The sequence below is a fragment of the Natronomonas sp. genome (assembly GCF_046710025.1).
GTDB lineage: Archaea > Halobacteriota > Halobacteria > Halobacteriales > Haloarculaceae > Natronomonas.
This window is the reverse complement of the sequence record NZ_JBKEGK010000027.1, coordinates 1-18,982: the sequence shown is the minus strand read 5'-3', so window position 1 is coordinate 18,982 and position 18,982 is coordinate 1. Positions and strand designations below refer to the sequence as shown.

At 62.4% G+C, this 18,982-nt stretch carries 14 protein-coding genes and 2 pseudogenes; 5 read left to right on the top strand and 11 right to left on the bottom strand.

Going from position 1 to position 18,982, the window contains the following annotated elements; all coding sequences use genetic code 11:
* Positions 1 to 1,448 precede the first annotated feature (1,448 nt).
* Together ACI944_RS03455 and ACI944_RS03450 are read left to right on the top strand one after the other, a co-directional pair.
* On the top strand, positions 1,449 to 1,841 hold the full coding sequence (locus ACI944_RS03455; protein WP_411717680.1) for a DUF5805 domain-containing protein: 393 nt from the start codon (positions 1,449 to 1,451) through the stop codon (positions 1,839 to 1,841).
* The gene (locus tag ACI944_RS03450; protein WP_411717679.1) at positions 1,831 to 2,868 is read left to right on the top strand and encodes a tyrosine-type recombinase/integrase; all 1,038 of its coding nucleotides are present in this window, start codon (positions 1,831 to 1,833) and stop codon (positions 2,866 to 2,868) included. Before ACI944_RS03455 ends, ACI944_RS03450 begins: the two co-directional genes overlap by 11 nt.
* Before the next feature lie 520 nt (positions 2,869 to 3,388).
* Here the strand turns inward: ACI944_RS03450 and ACI944_RS03445 are convergent.
* The 6 genes and pseudogenes from ACI944_RS03445 to ACI944_RS03420 form a co-directional block, all read right to left on the bottom strand.
* Positions 3,389 to 3,991, bottom strand: a pseudogene (locus ACI944_RS03445) (APC family permease); the annotation flags it as partial.
* A 32-nt stretch (positions 3,992 to 4,023) separates the two neighbouring features.
* Positions 4,024 to 5,559 carry a TrkH family potassium uptake protein gene (locus ACI944_RS03440; RefSeq protein ID WP_411717678.1) on the bottom strand — a complete coding sequence of 512 codons (1,536 nt, stop codon included), beginning with the start codon at positions 5,557 to 5,559 and terminating at the stop codon, positions 4,024 to 4,026.
* A gap of 251 nt (positions 5,560 to 5,810) precedes the next feature.
* Positions 5,811 to 6,680, bottom strand: coding sequence for a hypothetical protein (locus ACI944_RS03435; protein WP_411717677.1), 870 nt, complete (start codon positions 6,678 to 6,680; stop codon positions 5,811 to 5,813).
* Positions 6,681 to 6,719: 39 nt separating this feature from the next.
* Positions 6,720 to 7,928: a hypothetical protein gene (locus tag ACI944_RS03430; RefSeq protein WP_411717676.1), complete on the bottom strand. Its 1,209-nt coding sequence runs from the start codon at positions 7,926 to 7,928 to the stop codon at positions 6,720 to 6,722.
* A 210-nt stretch (positions 7,929 to 8,138) separates the two neighbouring features.
* Entirely contained in the window at positions 8,139 to 8,966 is an 828-nt protein-coding gene (locus ACI944_RS03425; RefSeq protein WP_411717675.1) for an MBL fold metallo-hydrolase, read from the bottom strand.
* 109 nt (positions 8,967 to 9,075) lie between these two features.
* Complete coding sequence (locus tag ACI944_RS03420) at positions 9,076 to 9,459, bottom strand: YlbF family regulator (RefSeq protein WP_411717674.1); 384 nt, start codon at positions 9,457 to 9,459, stop codon at positions 9,076 to 9,078.
* Between the two features lie 115 nt (positions 9,460 to 9,574).
* Here ACI944_RS03420 and dph2 point away from each other — a divergent pair, with 115 nt between their 5' ends.
* On the top strand, positions 9,575 to 10,630 hold the full coding sequence (gene dph2 / locus ACI944_RS03415) for a diphthamide biosynthesis enzyme Dph2 (RefSeq protein WP_411717673.1): 1,056 nt from the start codon (positions 9,575 to 9,577) through the stop codon (positions 10,628 to 10,630).
* 42 nt (positions 10,631 to 10,672) lie between these two features.
* Here the strand turns inward: dph2 and ACI944_RS03410 are convergent, their stop codons facing one another.
* From ACI944_RS03410 to cheB, 5 genes are read right to left on the bottom strand one after another with little or no spacing between them, the layout of a single operon-like run.
* Entirely contained in the window at positions 10,673 to 11,536 is an 864-nt protein-coding gene (locus ACI944_RS03410) for a CheF family chemotaxis protein (protein WP_411717672.1), read from the bottom strand.
* Positions 11,533 to 12,852 carry a HEAT repeat domain-containing protein gene (locus ACI944_RS03405; RefSeq protein WP_411717671.1) on the bottom strand — a complete coding sequence of 440 codons (1,320 nt, stop codon included), beginning with the start codon at positions 12,850 to 12,852 and terminating at the stop codon, positions 11,533 to 11,535. Before ACI944_RS03405 ends, ACI944_RS03410 begins: the two co-directional genes overlap by 4 nt.
* A gap of 1 nt (position 12,853) precedes the next feature.
* Positions 12,854 to 13,672 carry a CheR family methyltransferase gene (locus ACI944_RS03400; protein WP_411717670.1) on the bottom strand — a complete coding sequence of 273 codons (819 nt, stop codon included), beginning with the start codon at positions 13,670 to 13,672 and terminating at the stop codon, positions 12,854 to 12,856.
* Entirely contained in the window at positions 13,669 to 15,888 is a 2,220-nt protein-coding gene (locus ACI944_RS03395; RefSeq protein WP_411717669.1) for an ATP-binding protein, read from the bottom strand. Before ACI944_RS03395 ends, ACI944_RS03400 begins: the two co-directional genes overlap by 4 nt.
* Positions 15,885 to 16,994: a chemotaxis-specific protein-glutamate methyltransferase CheB gene (cheB, locus tag ACI944_RS03390; RefSeq protein WP_411717668.1), complete on the bottom strand. Its 1,110-nt coding sequence runs from the start codon at positions 16,992 to 16,994 to the stop codon at positions 15,885 to 15,887. The genes ACI944_RS03395 and cheB overlap by 4 nt, the downstream gene beginning before the upstream one ends.
* 234 nt (positions 16,995 to 17,228) lie before the next feature.
* On the opposite strand from cheB, the gene ACI944_RS03385 reads away from it, so the two are divergent.
* On the top strand, positions 17,229 to 18,686 hold the full coding sequence (locus tag ACI944_RS03385) for an RtcB family protein (RefSeq protein WP_411717667.1): 1,458 nt from the start codon (positions 17,229 to 17,231) through the stop codon (positions 18,684 to 18,686).
* Positions 18,687 to 18,736: 50 nt separating this feature from the next.
* Positions 18,737 to 18,982: pseudogene (locus ACI944_RS03380) on the top strand (hypothetical protein); the annotation flags it as partial.

The following is an 18,982-nucleotide window of genomic DNA, read 5'->3' as shown; positions in this document are numbered from 1 at the left end:
TGAGCGCATTGCTGTAGATCCCGACCCGCGCAAGCCCTTCGTGAGAGGCATCACTCTCCAAGCCGGGTGAATTTCGCAGTTCTGGGCGAACGACCGCCACTCCCCACCGGCGAGTGGCGGTCGTGACACACTGATCACATCCTCCTCTGAGTCGATTTCCGTCGATAGAGCCGGATCTCGTGCACGGATTCGGGGGTATTCGCAGCGCCACCGCATCAAATTTAGTATAGCAATATATAGTTTATCAGTTTGAGAGCCGACACACGGAGGACACGTGTCCCTGGTAGTCGGCTCAGACGGAGGCACAGAGCACGAATCTGAGAGGGGATCGAACCACCGGTGGGAGTTCGTGGTTTCTCATGAGGGCGGCGACGCTCGTGCTCAGAAATGGCTGGTAGGCCGTCAGTGTGCCCGATGAGTCCTGCGATCCGAAGCGAAATATGACATCCGGGTTGGTGTCGAAAGGTATTGTCCTCGGAGCATTGAATCCGTGAGAAGCGTGTGACGACGACGCAGCCACGTTCTATACACGCTAGCGCGGCCGACCTATTATCACCACTTCCAAGCTAAGCCGCACGATGGAATATGTCTTTGCCGTGTTCCCGGCGGCGCTCTCATGCACGCGAGGGTCTGCGGCCGATGTCGTTTAATGAGCCTGCACCTGCCCGTGGTGTCGTCAGAATCCGGCGGATTCCGACCACGGGAACGGCCCTCTCGTCAGTGTGGAACATCGGGCGTCAGGCCTGCTGAGGGTACCCGTTGTGGCTGTTTCTCTGCGTGTCTTTACACACCATTGTCAGACCCCGGCGAATGTTCAGAATCCGGCTTCAACCATAATCTGACATCAATTTCACCGTGACATCCCCGAGTCCTGAGAGAAATGTGGTGTTGTGAACGAAAAACGTCAACAGAACGCCCACAGCGGATTGAGCTGATTCACCCTATGGTGTCCGATGGCGGGCGTCCGGTGCGTATACCGGAGTCTCTCAGCCCTTCGAGCGATCAAGTGGCCTGCGCATTGATACGCCGATTCCAGGGCCGCAGTTTGGGTGCACAGCAGATGAAAGTCACTCACCCCGTACGTGCCTGCCGGTATTGCCGACCGAAAGGCAAATGTGCTCGACGGACAGGCCTGGCGTAGCGCTTTCCGAGCGATTGGGATGAACTACTCGTTGTCCGCCTGAATCTTATTTCGTACTGTCCCAGAAGCTATTCTGCGGCAACGACTGTGCGACAACATCGGCAGTCCAGAAACGATCGGTTGACCGATCCAACGATGGCGGACCGATATGATATGTCGTCTAAAATAAATCCTCTATTGAAATTTTGAATTAATTATACCGATAAAACGTGCTGCACAACGCGAATAGCGAATTAGACCGGACGATAAAAGCTCTTATCGTCGTGTCTGACGTACCTTGATGAGCCCGGGGGCTGAACACGAGCGTATGGCTGAGAGCGAACGCGTCTCGGTGCAAACCTACGTCCCATCAACACAGCGGGAACGATGGCGAGAGGAAGCCGACGAACTCGATATGAGCAACGCCGAGTACGTCCGCACGATGGTGCAGGCCGGGCGTCGGAGCTTCGATTTATATACTACGGACGACGGGCCGGACGGCGATGTTTCCGATCCAACCCCAGGGGTGAACGGACTTGAAGAACGTGTCCTCGACGTTCTTCGTGAGGACGAGTTCGCCGACTGGGACCGACTGCTCGCCGGCGTCACGGACGACATCGAGGATCGACTCGAAGCGGCTCTCGACGAACTCCAAGCAGCCGGCCGGGTCAAATACAGCGGCCGTCACGGGGGATATACGGTGATCGACGATGAGCACTGAGACGCCGGGCGCGACCGATTCGGACGACGCTGTCTCGTACTTTGTACAGGACATGACACTTCACGGCCGAAGCGAGCGGACCAGAGTAGCCTACGAGCGGGTACTTCGTTCGTTCGAGACGTTCCTCGAAACCAGGGGAACGAGCCTCGCGGATGCCGACAGACGGGGTTGTATGACGTGGGTGCACTCCCTTCGAGACAAACACGCCGACAGCACCGTTGCAACCTACGCTGCCTATGTGCACCGCTTTTATGAATACATGCGGCAGGTCGGCACCTTCGATACCAACCCGATGGCGCTCGTCACCGAGGAGATGGAGGAGTCGATAGACACTGACCCGACCCGGCGCGAAATATCGGTTCCGGAGATGCGGTCGTTCGTTTCGGAGCTGTCGCACCCGCTGGAGCGGGCTCTCGTCGGGACGCTCCTGAAGACGGGGATGCGAGTCGGTGAGTGTTGTAACTTGGACCTTCGAGATATCTACCTCGATGATTCCGATGTCTCGGCCGCGTTCGGCGTCGCCCACCGCGGCGCGCTTGAGGGGCGTCCCGACTCAGTGTACGTCTCGAGCGAACCGGCGCGCGGAGAACCCTACAACGGCGAGGAACGAACTGCCTCTAACAAGCGCAAACGCGACACCGTGGTTCCGGTCGACGATGAATTGAAACGGCTGTTGAAGTCGTGGCTTGCGATCCGACCCGACGTTGACTCGCCCGCAGAACCGCTGTTCTGTTCAACCAGTAAGTGGGGGCGGCGGGTCACCCCATCGATGGCTCGGAACGTTGTCGCCGAACGGGCCGGCCAGCGAGGGTGGCACCACGCTGGCGGAAGCGCCGAGGAAAACGTCACGCCACACTACTTCAGACACTTTTTCACCACACATCTCCGCGACGAGACCGGTGATCGGGGCATCGTAAAGTACCTCCGTGGCGATGTCGCCACGGATATCATCGACACGTACACTCACAACTGGGGGGATCGGGTCAGGACGGTGTACGAAGCAAACGTGTACCGACTTCTGGATTGATTATGGGGTTTAGTGCGCTATGTTCGGGACTTCGGGATGGGTTCGCCGAAGACGTTCGTGCCATGTCGAACGCATAAACTGTATGATGATATATCAAATCCGATTCCCCTCACGGGATCACAGTTTCGGAGGTAAGTCAGTTGTAGGTTGAATCGCCGTCAACTCGCAAGAAGTCTACCGGTCAAGCATCGAATTTGAACGTCTATCATCGGATTTATTTAGCGGGCGTAAGAAATGCCGTGGATTTTTACGCTGCTGAATAGCGTCTCTCTCGAACAGCTAACTGGGCAAAGCGCCGGAGTCTTCCTCATAGAGGACGACCGGGCAGAAGTCATCGAAATAAAAATTGATCAATATAGCATCCTGACTGGACAGATGACTCGTTGTCCTGTCCAGAACCTGCCGGATGGTATCGTTGTCAGTGCGATTGCGCCAGCGGTGAGGTTGCCGTCCAGCGTGGAAGAGACTGTCATCGAAATTAGAGGTAACGTCGTCTTCGTACTGGCGGCAGAACGCGTTGCTACAATTGGTTTTTCAGTTGGATATCTCTCGCATAGACCAGATACCAAGCAGCCGCAACAACTGCGAGAGTGGCGCCGAGTATCTGCGAGAGCAGCTGCATGAATCCGATTAGTGCAAAGCTTGCGAGGCCGCCGACGATTGGGACAGCCGGGTATCCGGGGCATGTGAAAGCGGGGTCGTACCATGCTGGATCTCGACGGCGAATCGTGATCAGTACGACGCAGATGAGCCCGTACATGATGAGATGGAGAAACGACGCCACTTCGGCGAGCACTTCTGTTCGGCCAGTGGCGACCAAGACGACTGTCACGCCGCCCACGAACGACAGTGCGAAGTGTGGCGTTCCGTACTCGCGGTTGACACGGGCGGCAGCCTCCGGAACGAGTGCATCCGAACTCAACCCGTACAGCGCACGTGAGGCACTCAGGATTGATGCGTTTGCCGAAGAAATCGTCGCAAGTAGCCCAGCAATCAGGATGACGACGACGCCGCCGAATCCGAGATACTCACGAGCGACTTCAACGATTGCGGTCTCGCCCATCGGCCCGATCACGCTCGGCTCAAAGGTGCTGCCAGCGATCAACAACGTCGAAAGACTCAGTCGCGTTGCGTCGTTCGAAATCGATCGAGTCCTCACTGACTGTCCAGCGCCGAGACGAACACCGCGAGCACCGGGACGATCTCAAGTCGACCGACCCACATCAGGAAGACCATCAGTAGCTTCGACGTGTTGGGGAAAAAGAGGTAACTCCCGAACGGGCCGAGCCGACCGAAGCCCGGTCCGATGTTCCCGATGGTTGCCAGCGAGGCGCTTGTCGATTCCAGCATCGTCAGCTGAATCCCGATCCGTGCGGCATCAATAGACAGGAATACCGCCGAGACTCCGAACAGGACAAGATACAGGATGGTGAACGCCATGATACCGCGGATGGCGTCCTCGTCGACGACGCTCCCGCTTAGGCGGACCGGCTGAACAACATCCGGGTGGGCTGAGGTGAACAGCTCTCGGCGGATCGCCTTCCCGACGATGAGCCATCGCACAATCTTGACCCCTCCACCGGTCGAACCGGCGGAGCCGCCGATGAACATCGCGAACATGAGGAGAATCTGCGCGTCGGTGTCCCACTGCACGAAGTCGGCAGTGGCGTACCCTGTGGAGTTCAACAACGACCCGATCTGGAAGGCGGCCTGCCGCAGTGAGCTCCCAGCGACACTCTGCGTCGTTCCGCCCAATTCGATTGCCGGTGCCGCGCCGCGGAACAACATCACCGCGAGGACGGCGGTCACGACCGCGATGGCGCCGGCGTATGCGCGGAACTCCGCGTTCTCCAGCATGACTTCGGCCTCACCACGTAATACATGCCAGAACAACGCGAAGTTGACGCCAGCTACGACCATGAACGGGATGACGACCCATTGCACGGCAGCCGAGAACGCCGCGATGCTGTCGGCCTCCGGTGAGAACCCACCGGTTGGCAGAGTCGTGAACCCATGGGCGATCGCGTTGAACAGATCCATATTTGGCGCCATCCCAAGCAGGTGGAGTCCGTACAGGATCACGATATACACCACGGTGAACCCGAAGTAGATCAGCCAGAGCGCGCGCGCCGTTTCCTCTATTCTCGGCGTGAGCTTCTGGAGCTCCGGGCCCGGTGCCTCCGATTCCATCAGCTGGGCACCGTTGACCGCGACTTCGGGCAGGATAGCGATCATCAGCACGATGATCCCCATGCCGCCGAGCCACTGCGTGAGTTGGCGCCACATCAACACGGCGTGAGAGTGGCGGTCCGTGCTGATCTCGCCGAGCACGGTTGCACCCGTAGTGGTGAACCCGCTCATCGACTCGAACAGCGCGTTCACTGGGTGAGCAACCGTCGATGCCGTGCCGTATCCGGCGAGTAGGTAGGGGATGGTACCGATGGCCGCAGCGGCGAGCCATGCGAGCGAGACGAACAGCAGCGCCTCACGGGGGCCAAGGTCCGGATCCGGGTCCACCCGCTCTACGGCGAACCCGATCGCGGCGACGAGCGCCATCGAGACGAGAAACACCCAGATATCCTCACCGTACGCGACCGCCACGACCAGCGGAATCAACATCGTGACTGCGAGGTACTTGATCCCGACCCCGAGAAGCCCAACACTCGCCTTCCATTTGACGCCCCGAGACATATATATATTTAGTCGATACTATGATTGCTCGTTCGGTGTATTAAACTGTCGAAGCAGATAGACACATCGGTCATATAGCGGTACTGTTCTCGCTCCTGACACTCTCGAGCAATTTGGCATCAAACTGTATACATTAACTGGAGTCGGTGCCGTTGCGGTGGACACCGGGTAGCTAATACTGGATTTTTCGAACGAGTCCGGTCGAACTGATAGCTACCGTCAGGAAGTCGCCGCGACGCGACGGGCGTCGATCAGACCGTCGTCTCGACACTACCGAAGAGCGTCCGGGCGATCGAACCCACCGCATCGGTGCGTTCCTCGTGGTTCTCGAGGAGGACGGTCTCGCTCGGGAACAGCCGTTCGCCGACGCGGAGCCCGTGGTCGCGAGCCGTCGATCCCGTCACGGTGAGATACACCCCAACGCCGACCGACGCGATCGCGGCCTCCTCCTCGCGCTCGCCCGGGTACCGAAAGGAGATACCCTCCATCGCGTCGGTTCCGACGATAGCCCGGACCAGCCGCTCGTATCGGGGGGAGATGCACAGCGGCCCCTCGTACGACTTGAGGAACGACCGGTCCGGATCGGTCGCCACGTCCGGGGTCGAGAGCAGCGCGTGATCGACGGTATCGCCGAGCCCGTCGATGACCCGCACGTCAGTGTCGCGGGGATCGATGCGATCATTGAGTTCCGACAGCGACGAGAGGGGGTCGGATTCGATACCGACGACTTCCTCAAGAACGAGATCGGCGCTGTCGAACCCGAGCGGGAACTCGTGCTTCCGGAGCGCCCTGAACGGTTCCTCTCGCCCGACGAGGTGGAGTGTGTGTGCCCCCGTTTCGACGCGCAGTGAGTCGAAGACAATCCGTCGCGGCGATCCTGGGCGGGCATCGCGCAACAGCGTGTACTCCGGTTGCTGCGGATCGGTGTCGCTGTAGGCCGCCAGCCGGTCGTATACGTCGCCGTCAGCCGTCTGGTCGCCTTTCGTGATGGCCTTTTCATAACGGAGCGTCGAGATGACCGCGTCGGCCGCCGCCTCGGCATCCGCGACGGCGGCGACGCGCTCGAGAACCGCCTCGAGGGGGCGCCCCTTCCGCGGTACGGCAACGGGGATCGTCGTCATGCCTGAGTTCAGACATCCGATGTACAAAGGCGGCCTGGTTTATTCTCGGTCGGGTGGCTCCTCGCGGCCGTCGTCGTGGACAGTCGTGTGGGCGTCGGTACCAGTTCTGGTAATAGTGTCGGTGTCGGCAACGTGAGCACCAGTGCGAGTGTCGGCGCTTCCGGCGTCGGCACCGTCGGCAGTCTCGTCTTCACCGGGAGCCGGACTGTCCGACACGCCCCCGTCGAACGCGTTCGCGAGTCGACTGCGCATCTCGAGGACCGTCTCAAGCTCCGAAGAGAGGGTCGCAACATCGGCTTCGATCGCCTCGATGTCGGCGCGTACGGCATCGATGGTCGCTCCGAGCCGATCCTCTGTGGCTTCGATTTCCTCGGCCGCGTCCTCGGCGGTCGACTCGACGTCGTCAAGCCGGTCGATGGTTTCGTCGTGTCGCTCGCGGAGGTCGGCGAGTACCTCCTGGGCGTCGCCGTTCTCGTCGAGGAAGGTCTCGAGAGCGTCGGTGTAAGCCTCGAGATCCGCGACCGTCGACTGGAGGTGTTCGATCCGCGTCTCGACGCTCGTGGGTGATTCGACGCCGAGGGCGGCCCGGAGCGCGGCGAGATCAGGATCGTCGGGCTCTGCCGCCTCGAGTTCCTCGGCAAGTGTTCCGAGGAGTCCGTCCTCCGCGTCGGCTGTCGGGTCGGCGAAGCCACGGTGACCGGAGCCGGCTTCGTCGCGATCCGCCGACTCAGGATCGGGGCTGTCGGCGTAGCCAGGGTCGGCGTCGAAGTGGTCGGGGTCCGAGACAAGATAGCTGGCGTCACCGGACTCATCACGCAGTTCCGGTTCGTCGGTCGATTCCATATCGTGAATCGGCGGGGCGGACGAGTCTTCGAAGGACTCGACCGCAATGGGGTCGAGTTCGAGCCGAGGCTCGCTCAGAAACTTCGTCGCGACCGAGGCGTCGCCGCCGCGGAGCCCGTACACAGTCGTGTACGACTCCTCGGGCGCAAGTTCCCGCCTGAAGATTATCTCATCGCCGTCAGCGTCCCAAAACTCCGCACCGTACTTCGGGTGAAAGCCGATATTTTCCGGGGCGACGTCGTCGGGAACGGTGTCGACGATCTGAACCGACGCGGGGGTTTCACGCTCCGAGCGGAGGTCGAACGCGATGGCCGGCACGGGAAAGTCGTCGGGCTCGAACGATTTCTCGACCGTGACTCCATCGCTCGCCGTCGTCACGGTCTCGGAGGGATCGACGTCGGGCATACACATCGATCCGTCGGGCAGCGCATAAAGCTACGCGACGGCTCAAGGGATCGGATCGACCGGCGTCGCCGGACACCAGTGCGAAGAGCGGTTCGTATACACTGCAGTGTGCTATACCAATCGGCAAAAATCCGTAGTGATCCGCGATTGGAGTCTCGGTGATCAATTCAGGGCGTGTGTTTGACGATCGGCGACGAAAACGGCCGGCGGTTATAGGTGCGTCCGATCGCCGATCTCGAGAATGTCGACACTCCGAGGGTACTCGAAGCTCCGAACGTGATCGAAGATAGCGGTCGGGTCGGCGGTGAGGCCCTTCCACATGTCCCAGTGCGTCGGGAGCATCCGGTCCGTTTGAAGTTGCTTCGCCGCCTCCGCGGCCATATTCTCGCCGGAGTACCATTTCGTGTACGTCGGCTCGCGAGTTTCCTTGTCGGGGATCATCCCCGAGGAGCCGAAAGCGACGACCGCGAGATCGATGTCGTACGTCGAGCCGATCGCCTCGAAGTCCTCGCTGGGTCGGGCATCGCCGCCGTGGAAGAACGTGCCGGCGTCACACTCGACGACGTAGGAAACGGGGTGGTCGGCATCAGGGTCGCGGGCTGCTTCGACGTGGATCGACAGCGATCCGACGTCGAGGGTATCGCCCTCCGAAACCTCCGCGATATCGTCGGCGTCGACATCGTAGTCATCGCGCCACCCGTCGGCGATCTCGACCGACGCCGAAGGGCCAAACAGAGTCGCTTCCGTTTCGGTGAGGATCGGCGCCTGCGATGGGCCGTGGATGTGATCAGTGTGTTCGTGGGTCGCAAGCACTGCGTCGGCGGCGACGACATCCTCGGGGGCGAACGGAATCGGGATCATCCGGACGGTTCGGGGCGGATCGCCCGTTCCGAGGTAGGGATCAATGAAGACGGTCGTGCCGTCGGCGGCTTTGAGGACGAACCCGTTGCAGCCGAGATACCAGATGCCGAGGCCATCGGGGTCGGCCTCGGCGACGGCTTGTGGGAGCCAATCGCCCCAGTCGGAATGGATCGTCATACCCCATCTGGGTCACCCGAGGTCAAAAAGTCGGGCGGTTGGCGCTTCGGTCACACCGGCCGAGAGAGCACATGAGACGGTCTGGCTGAAGCAGTCGAGCGTGTCTTGATCAGTCCTGGCAGCAGCCACCGGCCGTCTCCCCGAATTCGACGGCGAGGGGGTCCGAGATGATGTGGTCGAGCTCCTGCAGGCGGAGCTCGATATCGGATTTGGCCTCCAGATACGTCGACATCTTGGGTTTGTTGTGGAGCTCCTCTTGGGCAGCCTGCAGTTCGAGGAGGTCATCGTTGGTAGCTGTGCCGGCCTCTCGGGACATCAGGAACTCCTCGCGGAGGCGTTCGAACTCCTCCATCTCTCGTTGGAGTTCGTCATCTTCGGTGACCGCTTCTTTCGCCTCCAGGAACGCCTCGTAGACGGGGAGTTCGGTGATCGCGTCGCCAAGTTCCTCGGCGAGTTCGGTCGCCCTAGCGTCCGGGGTCGTTTCAATACTCATTAGTATAGATTCGAAGCGATATCGTATAGACGTGGCGGATGCGGAACTGTTCTAGACCACACAGGAGACGGCCTAAAACGCGGCTGTTTTACGCCCCGATACACAATTAACCCTAATGAGTCAAGAATCGGACACCGAACGAACGGCGGGCGACCTCCGGAACACCGGACTATCGCTCAAACACGAGCGGACGTGGGACTACGAACTGGACCGGATCGTCGAAGCGGTCGAGGAACGTGACGCGAAGAAGATCGGCCTACAGTTCCCCGAGGGACTAAAACGGCGGGCGGGCCGTGTCGCCGACGACCTCCGGCATTTGCTCCCCGACGACGCGACGGTGCTCATCTCCGGGCAGCCCTGCTACGGGGCCTGCGATCTGGACACCTACATGATGCGTCGGACGGACGTCTTCGTCCACTTCGGGCACTCCCCGATGAAGGAGTCGGACAAGATCATCTACGTGCCGCTGTTCTCGAACGTCGACGTGACGCCGATCATGGAGGAGTCGCTCTCCGAGTTGACGACCCCCGAGGAGGACGACGCCGTCGGCCTCGTGACGACGGCCCAACACATGAATCAGTTCGACGAGATGCGGTCGTGGCTTGAGGAGCGCGGCTACGATGTCGAGACTCGCCGTGGGGACGAACGGCTGACCAATGAGGGACAGGTGCTCGGCTGTAACTACGCATCGGCGGACGTTGACGCCGACCAGATCCTCTACGTCGGCGGCGGGAAGTTCCACCCGCTCGGGCTGGCGATGGAACACCCAGACAAGAAGGTGATCATCGCCGATCCGGTTAACAACGTCGTGACCATCGCCGACACCGAGAAATTCATGAAACAGCGCTACGGCGCGGTCCACCGGGCGATGGACGCCGAGGAGTGGGGCGTCGTCTTCTGTACGAAGATCGGCCAAGGCCGCTGGGACGTTGCCGAAGAGATCGTTGAGAACAACGACAGCGCCTACATGTTGACAATGGACGAGGTCACGCCCGATCGGCTCACGAACTTCGGGTTTGACGCCTACGTCAACACCGGCTGCCCCCGGATCACGACCGACGACGGGCCGCAGTTCAAACAGCCAATGTTGACCCCCGGCGAGTACAAGATCGCGATCGGCGAGAAGCCGCTCGATAGCCTCTCGTTCGACACGTTCCACGGCACGTGGTAGGCGGATCGAGGCCGTCGCAACTACTCGAAGAACAAGATCCGTTTACTGACTGTTCATCGACTCGCTGGCGATGTTCCGCCCGCGGGGTTTCAACGCGACCTCGCGTCGAATCCGGACTTCCTGTAAGACGTCCAACTCGACCAGTTCCTCGTAGATCTCCTCAACGTCGTCGGGGTCCATGTCCAAGAATTCCGGCACCTCGAACGAAGAAACGCCGGAGTAAAGCGCCATCAACACCTCCTTTTCGTCCTTGTCGAGATCGATCGAGGAGGCGTTCCGCTCGGCGCCGCGTTTGAGCACCGACCCGAGCACCGAGCAGTGCTTTTTATTACCCGAGAGATACGTCTCGACGCTCGTTCCCTCCTCGGTGTGTTCGGCCTCAAGAACCGGACGCTCCGCGGATCGAACGCTCCGTTCGTCCTGTTCGACGGTTCCGATGTCGTCGATATCGATCCGGACGAACGAGCCATCTTCGACAGCGAGGTTGACCGCCCCCTCACCGATCTTGACGCGGGCCTTTTTCCAGCTGACATCGCGGACGACGCCGCCCTCGATCGCCGGGTGTTTTATAAGAAGGATGTTGCCATCGAGGATCGTTTTATGAAGGATTCGCTCGAAGTCCTCGGCTTCGCCCGTCGAGATGAGAAAGACATCCCGACCGACGCGGATGCTCACGTAGTCCGTCACCTGCGCGATCGCCTTGTTGACGTCGTAGCGGCCCTCGATGGTGTCGATCTTCGAGAGCTGGATCGTCCGTTTGCCGTCCGTCCCTGCGAGGATGAGCCGCCGGTTCGACAACAGGATTCGCCCGTCGGTCCACCCGATATCGCCGAGTTTCGTCCCGTCTTTTATAACCTGGGTGAACCGACCGGTAGTGTCGAGTAGCTTCTGCTCGGATTTGCTCACGGGCCGGCACCCCCGCCGATGCCGCCGAGTTTCGACAGCGCCGAGAAGGCCGCCTCGCGAAGCCCGTCGTCGTCGGTTTTGTCGACGAACTCGCCGAGCGCCGCCCTCGCGTCGTCACCGCCAACCTTTCCGAGGACGAAAAGCGACTTTGAGCGCAACTCGTGGCTGGCGTCGTCGCTTTTGACTAGTTCGAGGAGATCGTCCTCCAGACCGGGGCTGTCGAGCGCTGTGAGGCTTGTTGCGGCGAACTGTGCTGTCATCCCATCGTCGTCTCCGAGCGCCGCCAACAGCGCCTCGCGGGCGGTTGATTCGTACTCGTCGCCGACGACGCGACCGAGGAGCCACGCGGCGTTGCGCCGCTGTGGCGCGCCCGAACTATCGGTCAGGATCTCCGAGAGCGGCGGGACAACCTCGTCGGCCGTCGCCGAGCCGAGCCGGTCAGCCGCGGCCTCGCGAACATCGTGGCTCCGCTGTGGTGGGGCGTTCGAGAGGATTTCGACCATGGAGAACATAGCGGTCCGGCGAACCGTCTCGCTGTCGTCCTCAAGATATCCCACAAGGGCGTCGACCGGGTCGACGCTGCCGAACTGCCCGAGGGCGTCGGCGACGACGCGACGGACCGACTCGCTGTCATCACCGTCGGCTCCCAACAGCGCCCCCAACGCGGCCTCGGTTCCGATCTCACCGAGTGCCTCGGCGGCGGCCGCCCGGACGTTGATGTCCGGATCTCCGTGGAGTCGCGACTCAAGCGCTTCGACCGCCCGGGGGTCACCGACCCGACCGCAGGCGACCGCCGACCGGGCCCTGACACGGGCATCCGGGTCGGAAAGGCGTTTTACCAGCGCAGCGGTCACGCTCGGGTCGCCGACGCGCCCCAACCCGGTCGCAGCCGCTATCCGGAGTTCGGGTTGGCCATCGTCGAGCACCTCCGCGAAGGCGCGAGCGGCGACCCAGTCGGCGGCCGACGCAAGGTCCTTTCCGGAGAGCTCGTCGACGACCCGTTCGAGTGATTCTTGACTGTGGTGATCGAGGGCGTCGATGGCGGCCGCGCGGACGCCCTCGGCGTTGTCATGCTTGACGGTCGACACCAGCACGTCGATGACTGTCTCGCGCTCGCCGTCCTCGGCCGCGCCGAGTATCGAGTCGTCGCCGGGACCGTCATTGAGCACGAGGTCGGGCTCGTCGATGTCGTCGCTCTCGAAGATCCCGCCGATGATCTCGGCCGCCCGGCGCCGTATCGCCGGGTCGTCGCTCCGGCGTAGCGTCTCGACAAGTTGGCCCAGGTCGCGCTCCCGTTGCAGTTGGTACAGCGACATCTCACTCCCTCCGGTAGATGTGATTGCTCCTGTCGTAGGCGTCGTACTCCTCCCGAATCGACCGAGGAAGCGTCTCGGATTTGCCGATCGTCAAAAAGCCGCCCGCATCGACCGCGGCGGTCAGCGTCTCGAATATCGGCGTCTTGTACGAGCTGTCGATATATATGAGGAGATTCCGACAGAGCACGAGGTCGTACCCCCGTTTCGGGGTCCCGCTTATGAGATCGTGTTGCTCGAAGGAGACCATCCGTTTGACCCGGTCGTGGACGGCGAACGACCGCGCGTCCGCGTCGATATCGACGTGTTCTTTCGGGGCCGAGAGCGGCTTGAGTTGCTCGCCGATATCCGTGGTCCGGGTTGACTCGTACTTCCCATCACGGGCGGTTTTGAGTATCTCGGCGTCGATGTCCGTGGCCGTTATTTCGAGCGACCGATCTCGGATGTTTGGATCGTCGCGGGCGAGCATCGCGATCGAGTACGGCTCCCGGCCGTCGGCGCAGGCGGCGCTCCAACATCGGACCGTGCCGCCGCTGGCCGTCAGGTCGGCTAACACGTCCCGAAGCCGCTCCCAGACCGGTGGGTTGCGGAAGAAACTCGTGACGTTGATGCTCAACGCGTCCAGAAGCGCCGCCCGCTCGTCGTCACTCGACGACAGCAATTGGAGATACTCGGCGTACTCCTCACAGTCCGTTCGTCGCATCCGCGCCGAAATTCGACGATCGAGATACGACTCGTTGTACGAGTCCGGCTCGAAGGCCATCCCGTTGGCGATGTACTCGATCACGTTCGCGAGCCCTTGCCCCGTCTCCGTTCGGTTCATTCCTCCAAGCTCACCACGTCGAGGATCGGGACGATGTTCCCGTCGCCGAGGATCGCAGTGCCCGAGAGGCCCGGAATCCCACTAAGCGACCCCTCAAGCGGCTTGACGACGACTTCTTCTTGATCACTGAATGAATCACACCTGAGCGCGACCGGGCGAACCGACTCGCGGATCCGGACGAGCATCCCGCCGTCCGGACTACCGTCACCATCCGCGTCGACACCCCCAGCCCCGAGAGCACCGACATCGTCGCCCCCGCTGACATCGCCCCCGTCGGCAGCGAACTCGGTCCCACCGGGATCGCCCGACGCGGCCGCCGCGTCGTTGTCGATCGCGTCGTCGATTTCGAGGGCCTTATCCAGCCTGATTACGGGGTATACGTCGCCGTCGTGCCTGACGACCGATTTCCCATTGACAGTCTCGGTGTCGCTCGCGTGGGTCAACTCGTCGATGTTCTTGATCGGGATGCCGTACTCTCGGTCGCCAACCTCGACGAACAACACGTTGACAATGGCGACTGAGACGGGGAGCCGAAGTTCGACGGTCGTTCCCTCACCGGGCGTGCTGTCGACATCGACCGTGCCGTCAAGCTGTTCGACCGTACTGTGGACGACATCCATTCCGACGCCCCGACCGCTCACGTCAGTTACCTCGCCTGCGGTCGAGAACCCGGGGTGGAAGACGAGGTTGTACGCCTCGTCGTCGCTCATCGACTCCGCTTCGGACTCCGGAATAACGTCCTCGTCGATCGCCTTTCGACGCATCGCGTCGGGATCGATCCCGGCTCCGTCGTCCGAAACCGTGATCGTGACGTGGTCGCGCTGTCTGGCGGCGTCGAGTTCGATCGTCCCTTCGGCGGGCTTGCCCGCGGCCTCGCGCTCTTCGGGGGGCTCGATGCCGTGATCGACGGCGTTCCGGAGGATGTGGATGAGCGGGTCCTCGATTTCGGTCAGGATCGAGCGGTCGAGTTCGATGTCTTGGCCGTGCATCTCGAAGGAGATATCCTTGCTCTGACTTCTGGCAACATCCCTGACGACCCGCGGGAGGTTGCTTACGACCCGCCGCAGCGGAATGAGCCGCATGTCCATCACAGTGTTTTGTAGCCGCGAGGTCACCTTGTCGAAGTCGTTCAGACTCGTTGAGGCCGTCTCGATGTCGCCGCCTTCGATTGCACGCCGGATCGTGATCCGTCCGGTGACGAGCTGTTCGACGAGGCTGTGCAGCTCGTCGAGGCGGTCGACATCGACCCGAACCGAGGAGATGTCATTCCCGCTGGTTGAGGCCTCACCGCCCCCCTCGGAGCTTTCTTCGTCGATATCGTCGCTGGCGCCGTCCGTAGCGTCGGCAGCACCGGCCGCGCTGTCGTCGGCCGAAACGTCGGCTTCGTCACCGGCGGCATCCTCGCTGCCGGTGTCAGCGCCCACGTCGGCTCCGTCGGCCCCGTCGGAACTGCCCGCTGCACCGATCTCGGTCACGTCGAACGACTCGATGGCGCCGATCCCCTCGAGCGATTCGGTGAGTGACTCGGCGTTTCCGCCGGAGACGAACACGTCGAACGTACCGTCGTACGCGCCCTCCTCGATCCGATCTCGGGCGGGGGCCGTCTGTAGGCTCCCGAAAGCCTTCGCCAGCGGCTCGAGGACCAACATCGCGTCGACGCCGAGCATCCCGTCGGGGTCGACGCTGATCAGGGCGTGAACGATCCCCTCCGAATCCTCCATTTCCGGCAACTCCTCGGCATGAGCGAACGCCCGTTCCGCATCGTCGTCCGTCACATCCCCTGCGGCGTCTTCATCTCCGCCATCGGCGTCCATATGCCCATTCGACCCCTCTCCGACACCGCCCTCGATCGCTGTCCGAAGTCGGGCTGTCGCCTCGTCGGGATTGGTCTGCGTGTCACCCTCGCGGTCGATCTCGTCGACGATCGTCTCGATCCGGTCGACCCCATCGAAGGCGGCGTCCATGATCTCCGGGGTCACCTCAATTTCGCCGTCGCGAATCTCGTCGAGAAGATCCTCGAGGACGTGTGCAAGTTCGCTCGCGTTCGAAAACCCCATCGCGCCGAAGTTGCCCTTTAGAGTATGGGCGGTCCTGAACACCGATTCGATCGCGTCGTCGTCGCCGGGATCGTCCTCGAGCGCGAGCAGGGCATTGTTAAGATCGGTGATGCTCTCTCGACACTCTGAGACGAATGCGTGTATGTGGTCGTCGTTCATTGTTGCTTCGTGGTGGCGTTCAGGATTCCCGCAACGACTTCTTCTCGCGGGCGTACGTCGTCGACGACGCCCGTCTCGATGGCCCGCTGTGGCATTCCGAACACCGCTGATGTCTCCTCGTCCTGTGCGATCACCGCTCCGCCGGCGGCACTCACCGCTTTGACGCCGGCGGCGCCGTCGGACCCCATCCCCGTCAGAATAGCGGCGGAGAGCGGGTCATCGATCTGCTCGGCCGCTGTCCGGAACGTCACGTCGACCGCGGGCCGGACGTTGTTGACCGGGGCGTCGTCGGTGAGTGAGACGCGGATCCGGCCGCCCCCGTAGCCCGACACTTCGAGATGGCTGTCACCCCGTGCGACAAGGGCTTCGCCGCCGCCGATCCGGTCGCCGTCGGCGGCCTCCCGAACCGAATACTCGCTTGCATCGTCGAGCCGTTGTGCGAACCGCTCGGTGAACCCATCGGGCATGTGCTGGACGACGAGCACCCGGAAGTTCGCCTCCATCGGCAGGGCCTCAAGGATACCCTCGACGACTGTCGGCCCGCCAGTCGAGGCTCCGACGAGTAGTGTGGGGCGGTCGGGATACTCGGTTCGTGCAGGCGTCGATCCGACCGAGGTGCCGCCGGCAGCCGTCTCCCGTCGCGTCCGCTGGGCGGCCGCCTCGGTCGCGGAGACGTCGGCGCTCGCGACCGATCGAACCGTCGACACCAGCGACTCACGCTGCTGTTTGAGGCCGACTGACACCTCGCCGCTCGGCTTCTCGAAGAAGTCGACCGCGCCCTTCTCCATCGCCTCGAAGGTCAATTCGGCGCCGTCGGCGGCGTGGGCCGACAGCACCAACACCGGCGTCGGCCGCTCGGCCATGATCTGGTCGACGGCCTCGATCCCGTCAACGCCTGGCATTTTCAGGTCCATCGTGACGACATCGGGGTCGACCTCAAGGACGGTCTCGACGCCGTCCTCACCGTTCGAGGCCGTCCCGAGCACGTCGATGCCCGCGTCCTCAAGCATGTCGACGATGATCGTCCGCATGAACTGCGAGTCATCGACGACGACGGCGCTTACCGGCTCGCTCCCGTTTCGTTGGGTGGTCCTTGTCCGCGTCATGTCTCCCGTATCACCGACCTGTCGAGACGGCTCCGACGGGGGGGTTTCAGGCGGCGCGAGCCGGCGGAAACCTTCCGACGGCACGGTACTCCCGACATTCTCATACTCAGAACTGTTGCGGTACCCATATGAAGGCCCGTTTGGACTCAACGTTCGTCACGGGTGGCGAGTGTCGGCGGGACGCTCCGCCGCCCGGGTCGTAAGCTATTGGGCCGGCCCCAACAAACGACGCCCATGACCACGTTCGAGGCGGGCGACATCACGCTCCGGAGAGTTCGCGAGGGCGTCTGGGAGATCCCACAAGAGGGAAACATGCGCGTCCCGGCGCGGGTGTTCGCGAGCGAGCGCCTGCTTGAGGAGATCGTCGAGGACAGGACCCTCGAACAACTCCGCAACGCGACCCACCTGCCGGGCATTCAAAAGTACGCCATCTGTATGCCCGACGGGCACCAAGGGTACGGGTTTCCGGTCGGCGGCGTTGCGGGCATCGACGCCGAGGACGGCTGCATCTCGCCCGGCGCAATCGGCTACGATGTAAATTGCGGCGTGAGAATGGTGAAAACAGATCTCGAGTACGACGACGTGCGGGGCCGCGAGGAGGCGCTCGTCGACGCGCTCTTCGAGGCTGTTCCCTCGGGGCTCGGCGGCGGCGGCGTTCTCGAGGGCGACCACGGCATCCTCGAGTCGGCGCTCGAACGCGGCGTCGAGTGGTGTCTCGAGGCTGGCTACGCCGTCGAGTCCGACCTCGAACACTGCGAGGACAACGGCGTCCGCCGGGACGCCGACCCCGACGCCGTCCCACAGCGCGCGAAGGATCGCGGGCAGAACCAGATGGGATCGCTCGGCTCCGGAAACCACTTCCTTGAGGTCCAACGCGTCGCGGAGGTGTTCGATCCGGAAACCGCCGAGGCCTACAGGCTCGAGGCCGACCAGGTGGTCGTGTTGATCCACTGCGGGTCGCGGGGGTTGGGCCATCAGCTCTGTACGGAGTACCTCCGGCGGATCGAGACGGCCCACAGCGGTCTCGTTGACGCCCTCCCCGACAAGGAACTTGCGGCGGCTCCGGCGGGGTCGCAACTCGCCGAGGAGTACTACGGGGCGATGTGCGCGGCGATCAACTTCGCGTGGGTCAACCGACAGCTCATCACCCATCGGACGCGGACCGTCTTCGCCGATGTCTTCGGCGAGTCTTGGGAGGAGTTGGGGATGGAACTGCTGTACGATGTGGCCCACAACATCGCGAAGAAGGAAGTCCACGACGTTGACGGCGAGGACCGGGAGCTGTACGTCCACCGAAAGGGCGCAACGCGGGCGTTTCCGGCCGGCCGGTCGGAGGTGCCCGACGCCTACCGGGACGTTGGCCAGCCCGTTATTATCCCCGGCAGCATGGGTGCGGGCTCGTACGTCCTTCGCGGCGGCGCGAACTCCCTGAACGTCTCCTTCGGGTCGACAGCCCACGGCGCCGGACGGCTGATGAGCCGAACACAGGCGAAAGACGAATTCTGGGGCGGGGACGTTCAATCGGAGTTGGAGGGCCGGGAGGTGTACGTGAAGGCACAAAGCGGCGCGACGATCGCCGAGGAGGCCCCCGGTGTTTATAAGGACGTGGACGAGGTCGTTCGCGTCTCCGAGGCGCTCGGGATCGGCGACCCCGTCGTTCGCGTCGAGCCGATCTGCAATATAAAGGGATGACGCGGAACGAGGCGGAAGGAACGATGATGTGTCGGAGAAAGGGTACATAAATGTCTCCAACGCGAGTGCCGCTCGGCGAAGGGGAAATCGACGTCAACCTCCCCGAATGTGCGGTAACGGTCGCGGACCCGTCCGGGGGCGATCCGGTCGACGTCCGAGGTGCGGCCGAGGCGGCGCTCCGTGAGCCAGTTGGGACAGGCGGCGCCTCGGGGTCGGGCGACGGGCCGAGCGGAGCTTCCGGATCGACGGCCCGGCTCGCCGACAGGGTCGATTCCGACGACAGCGTCGCCATCGTC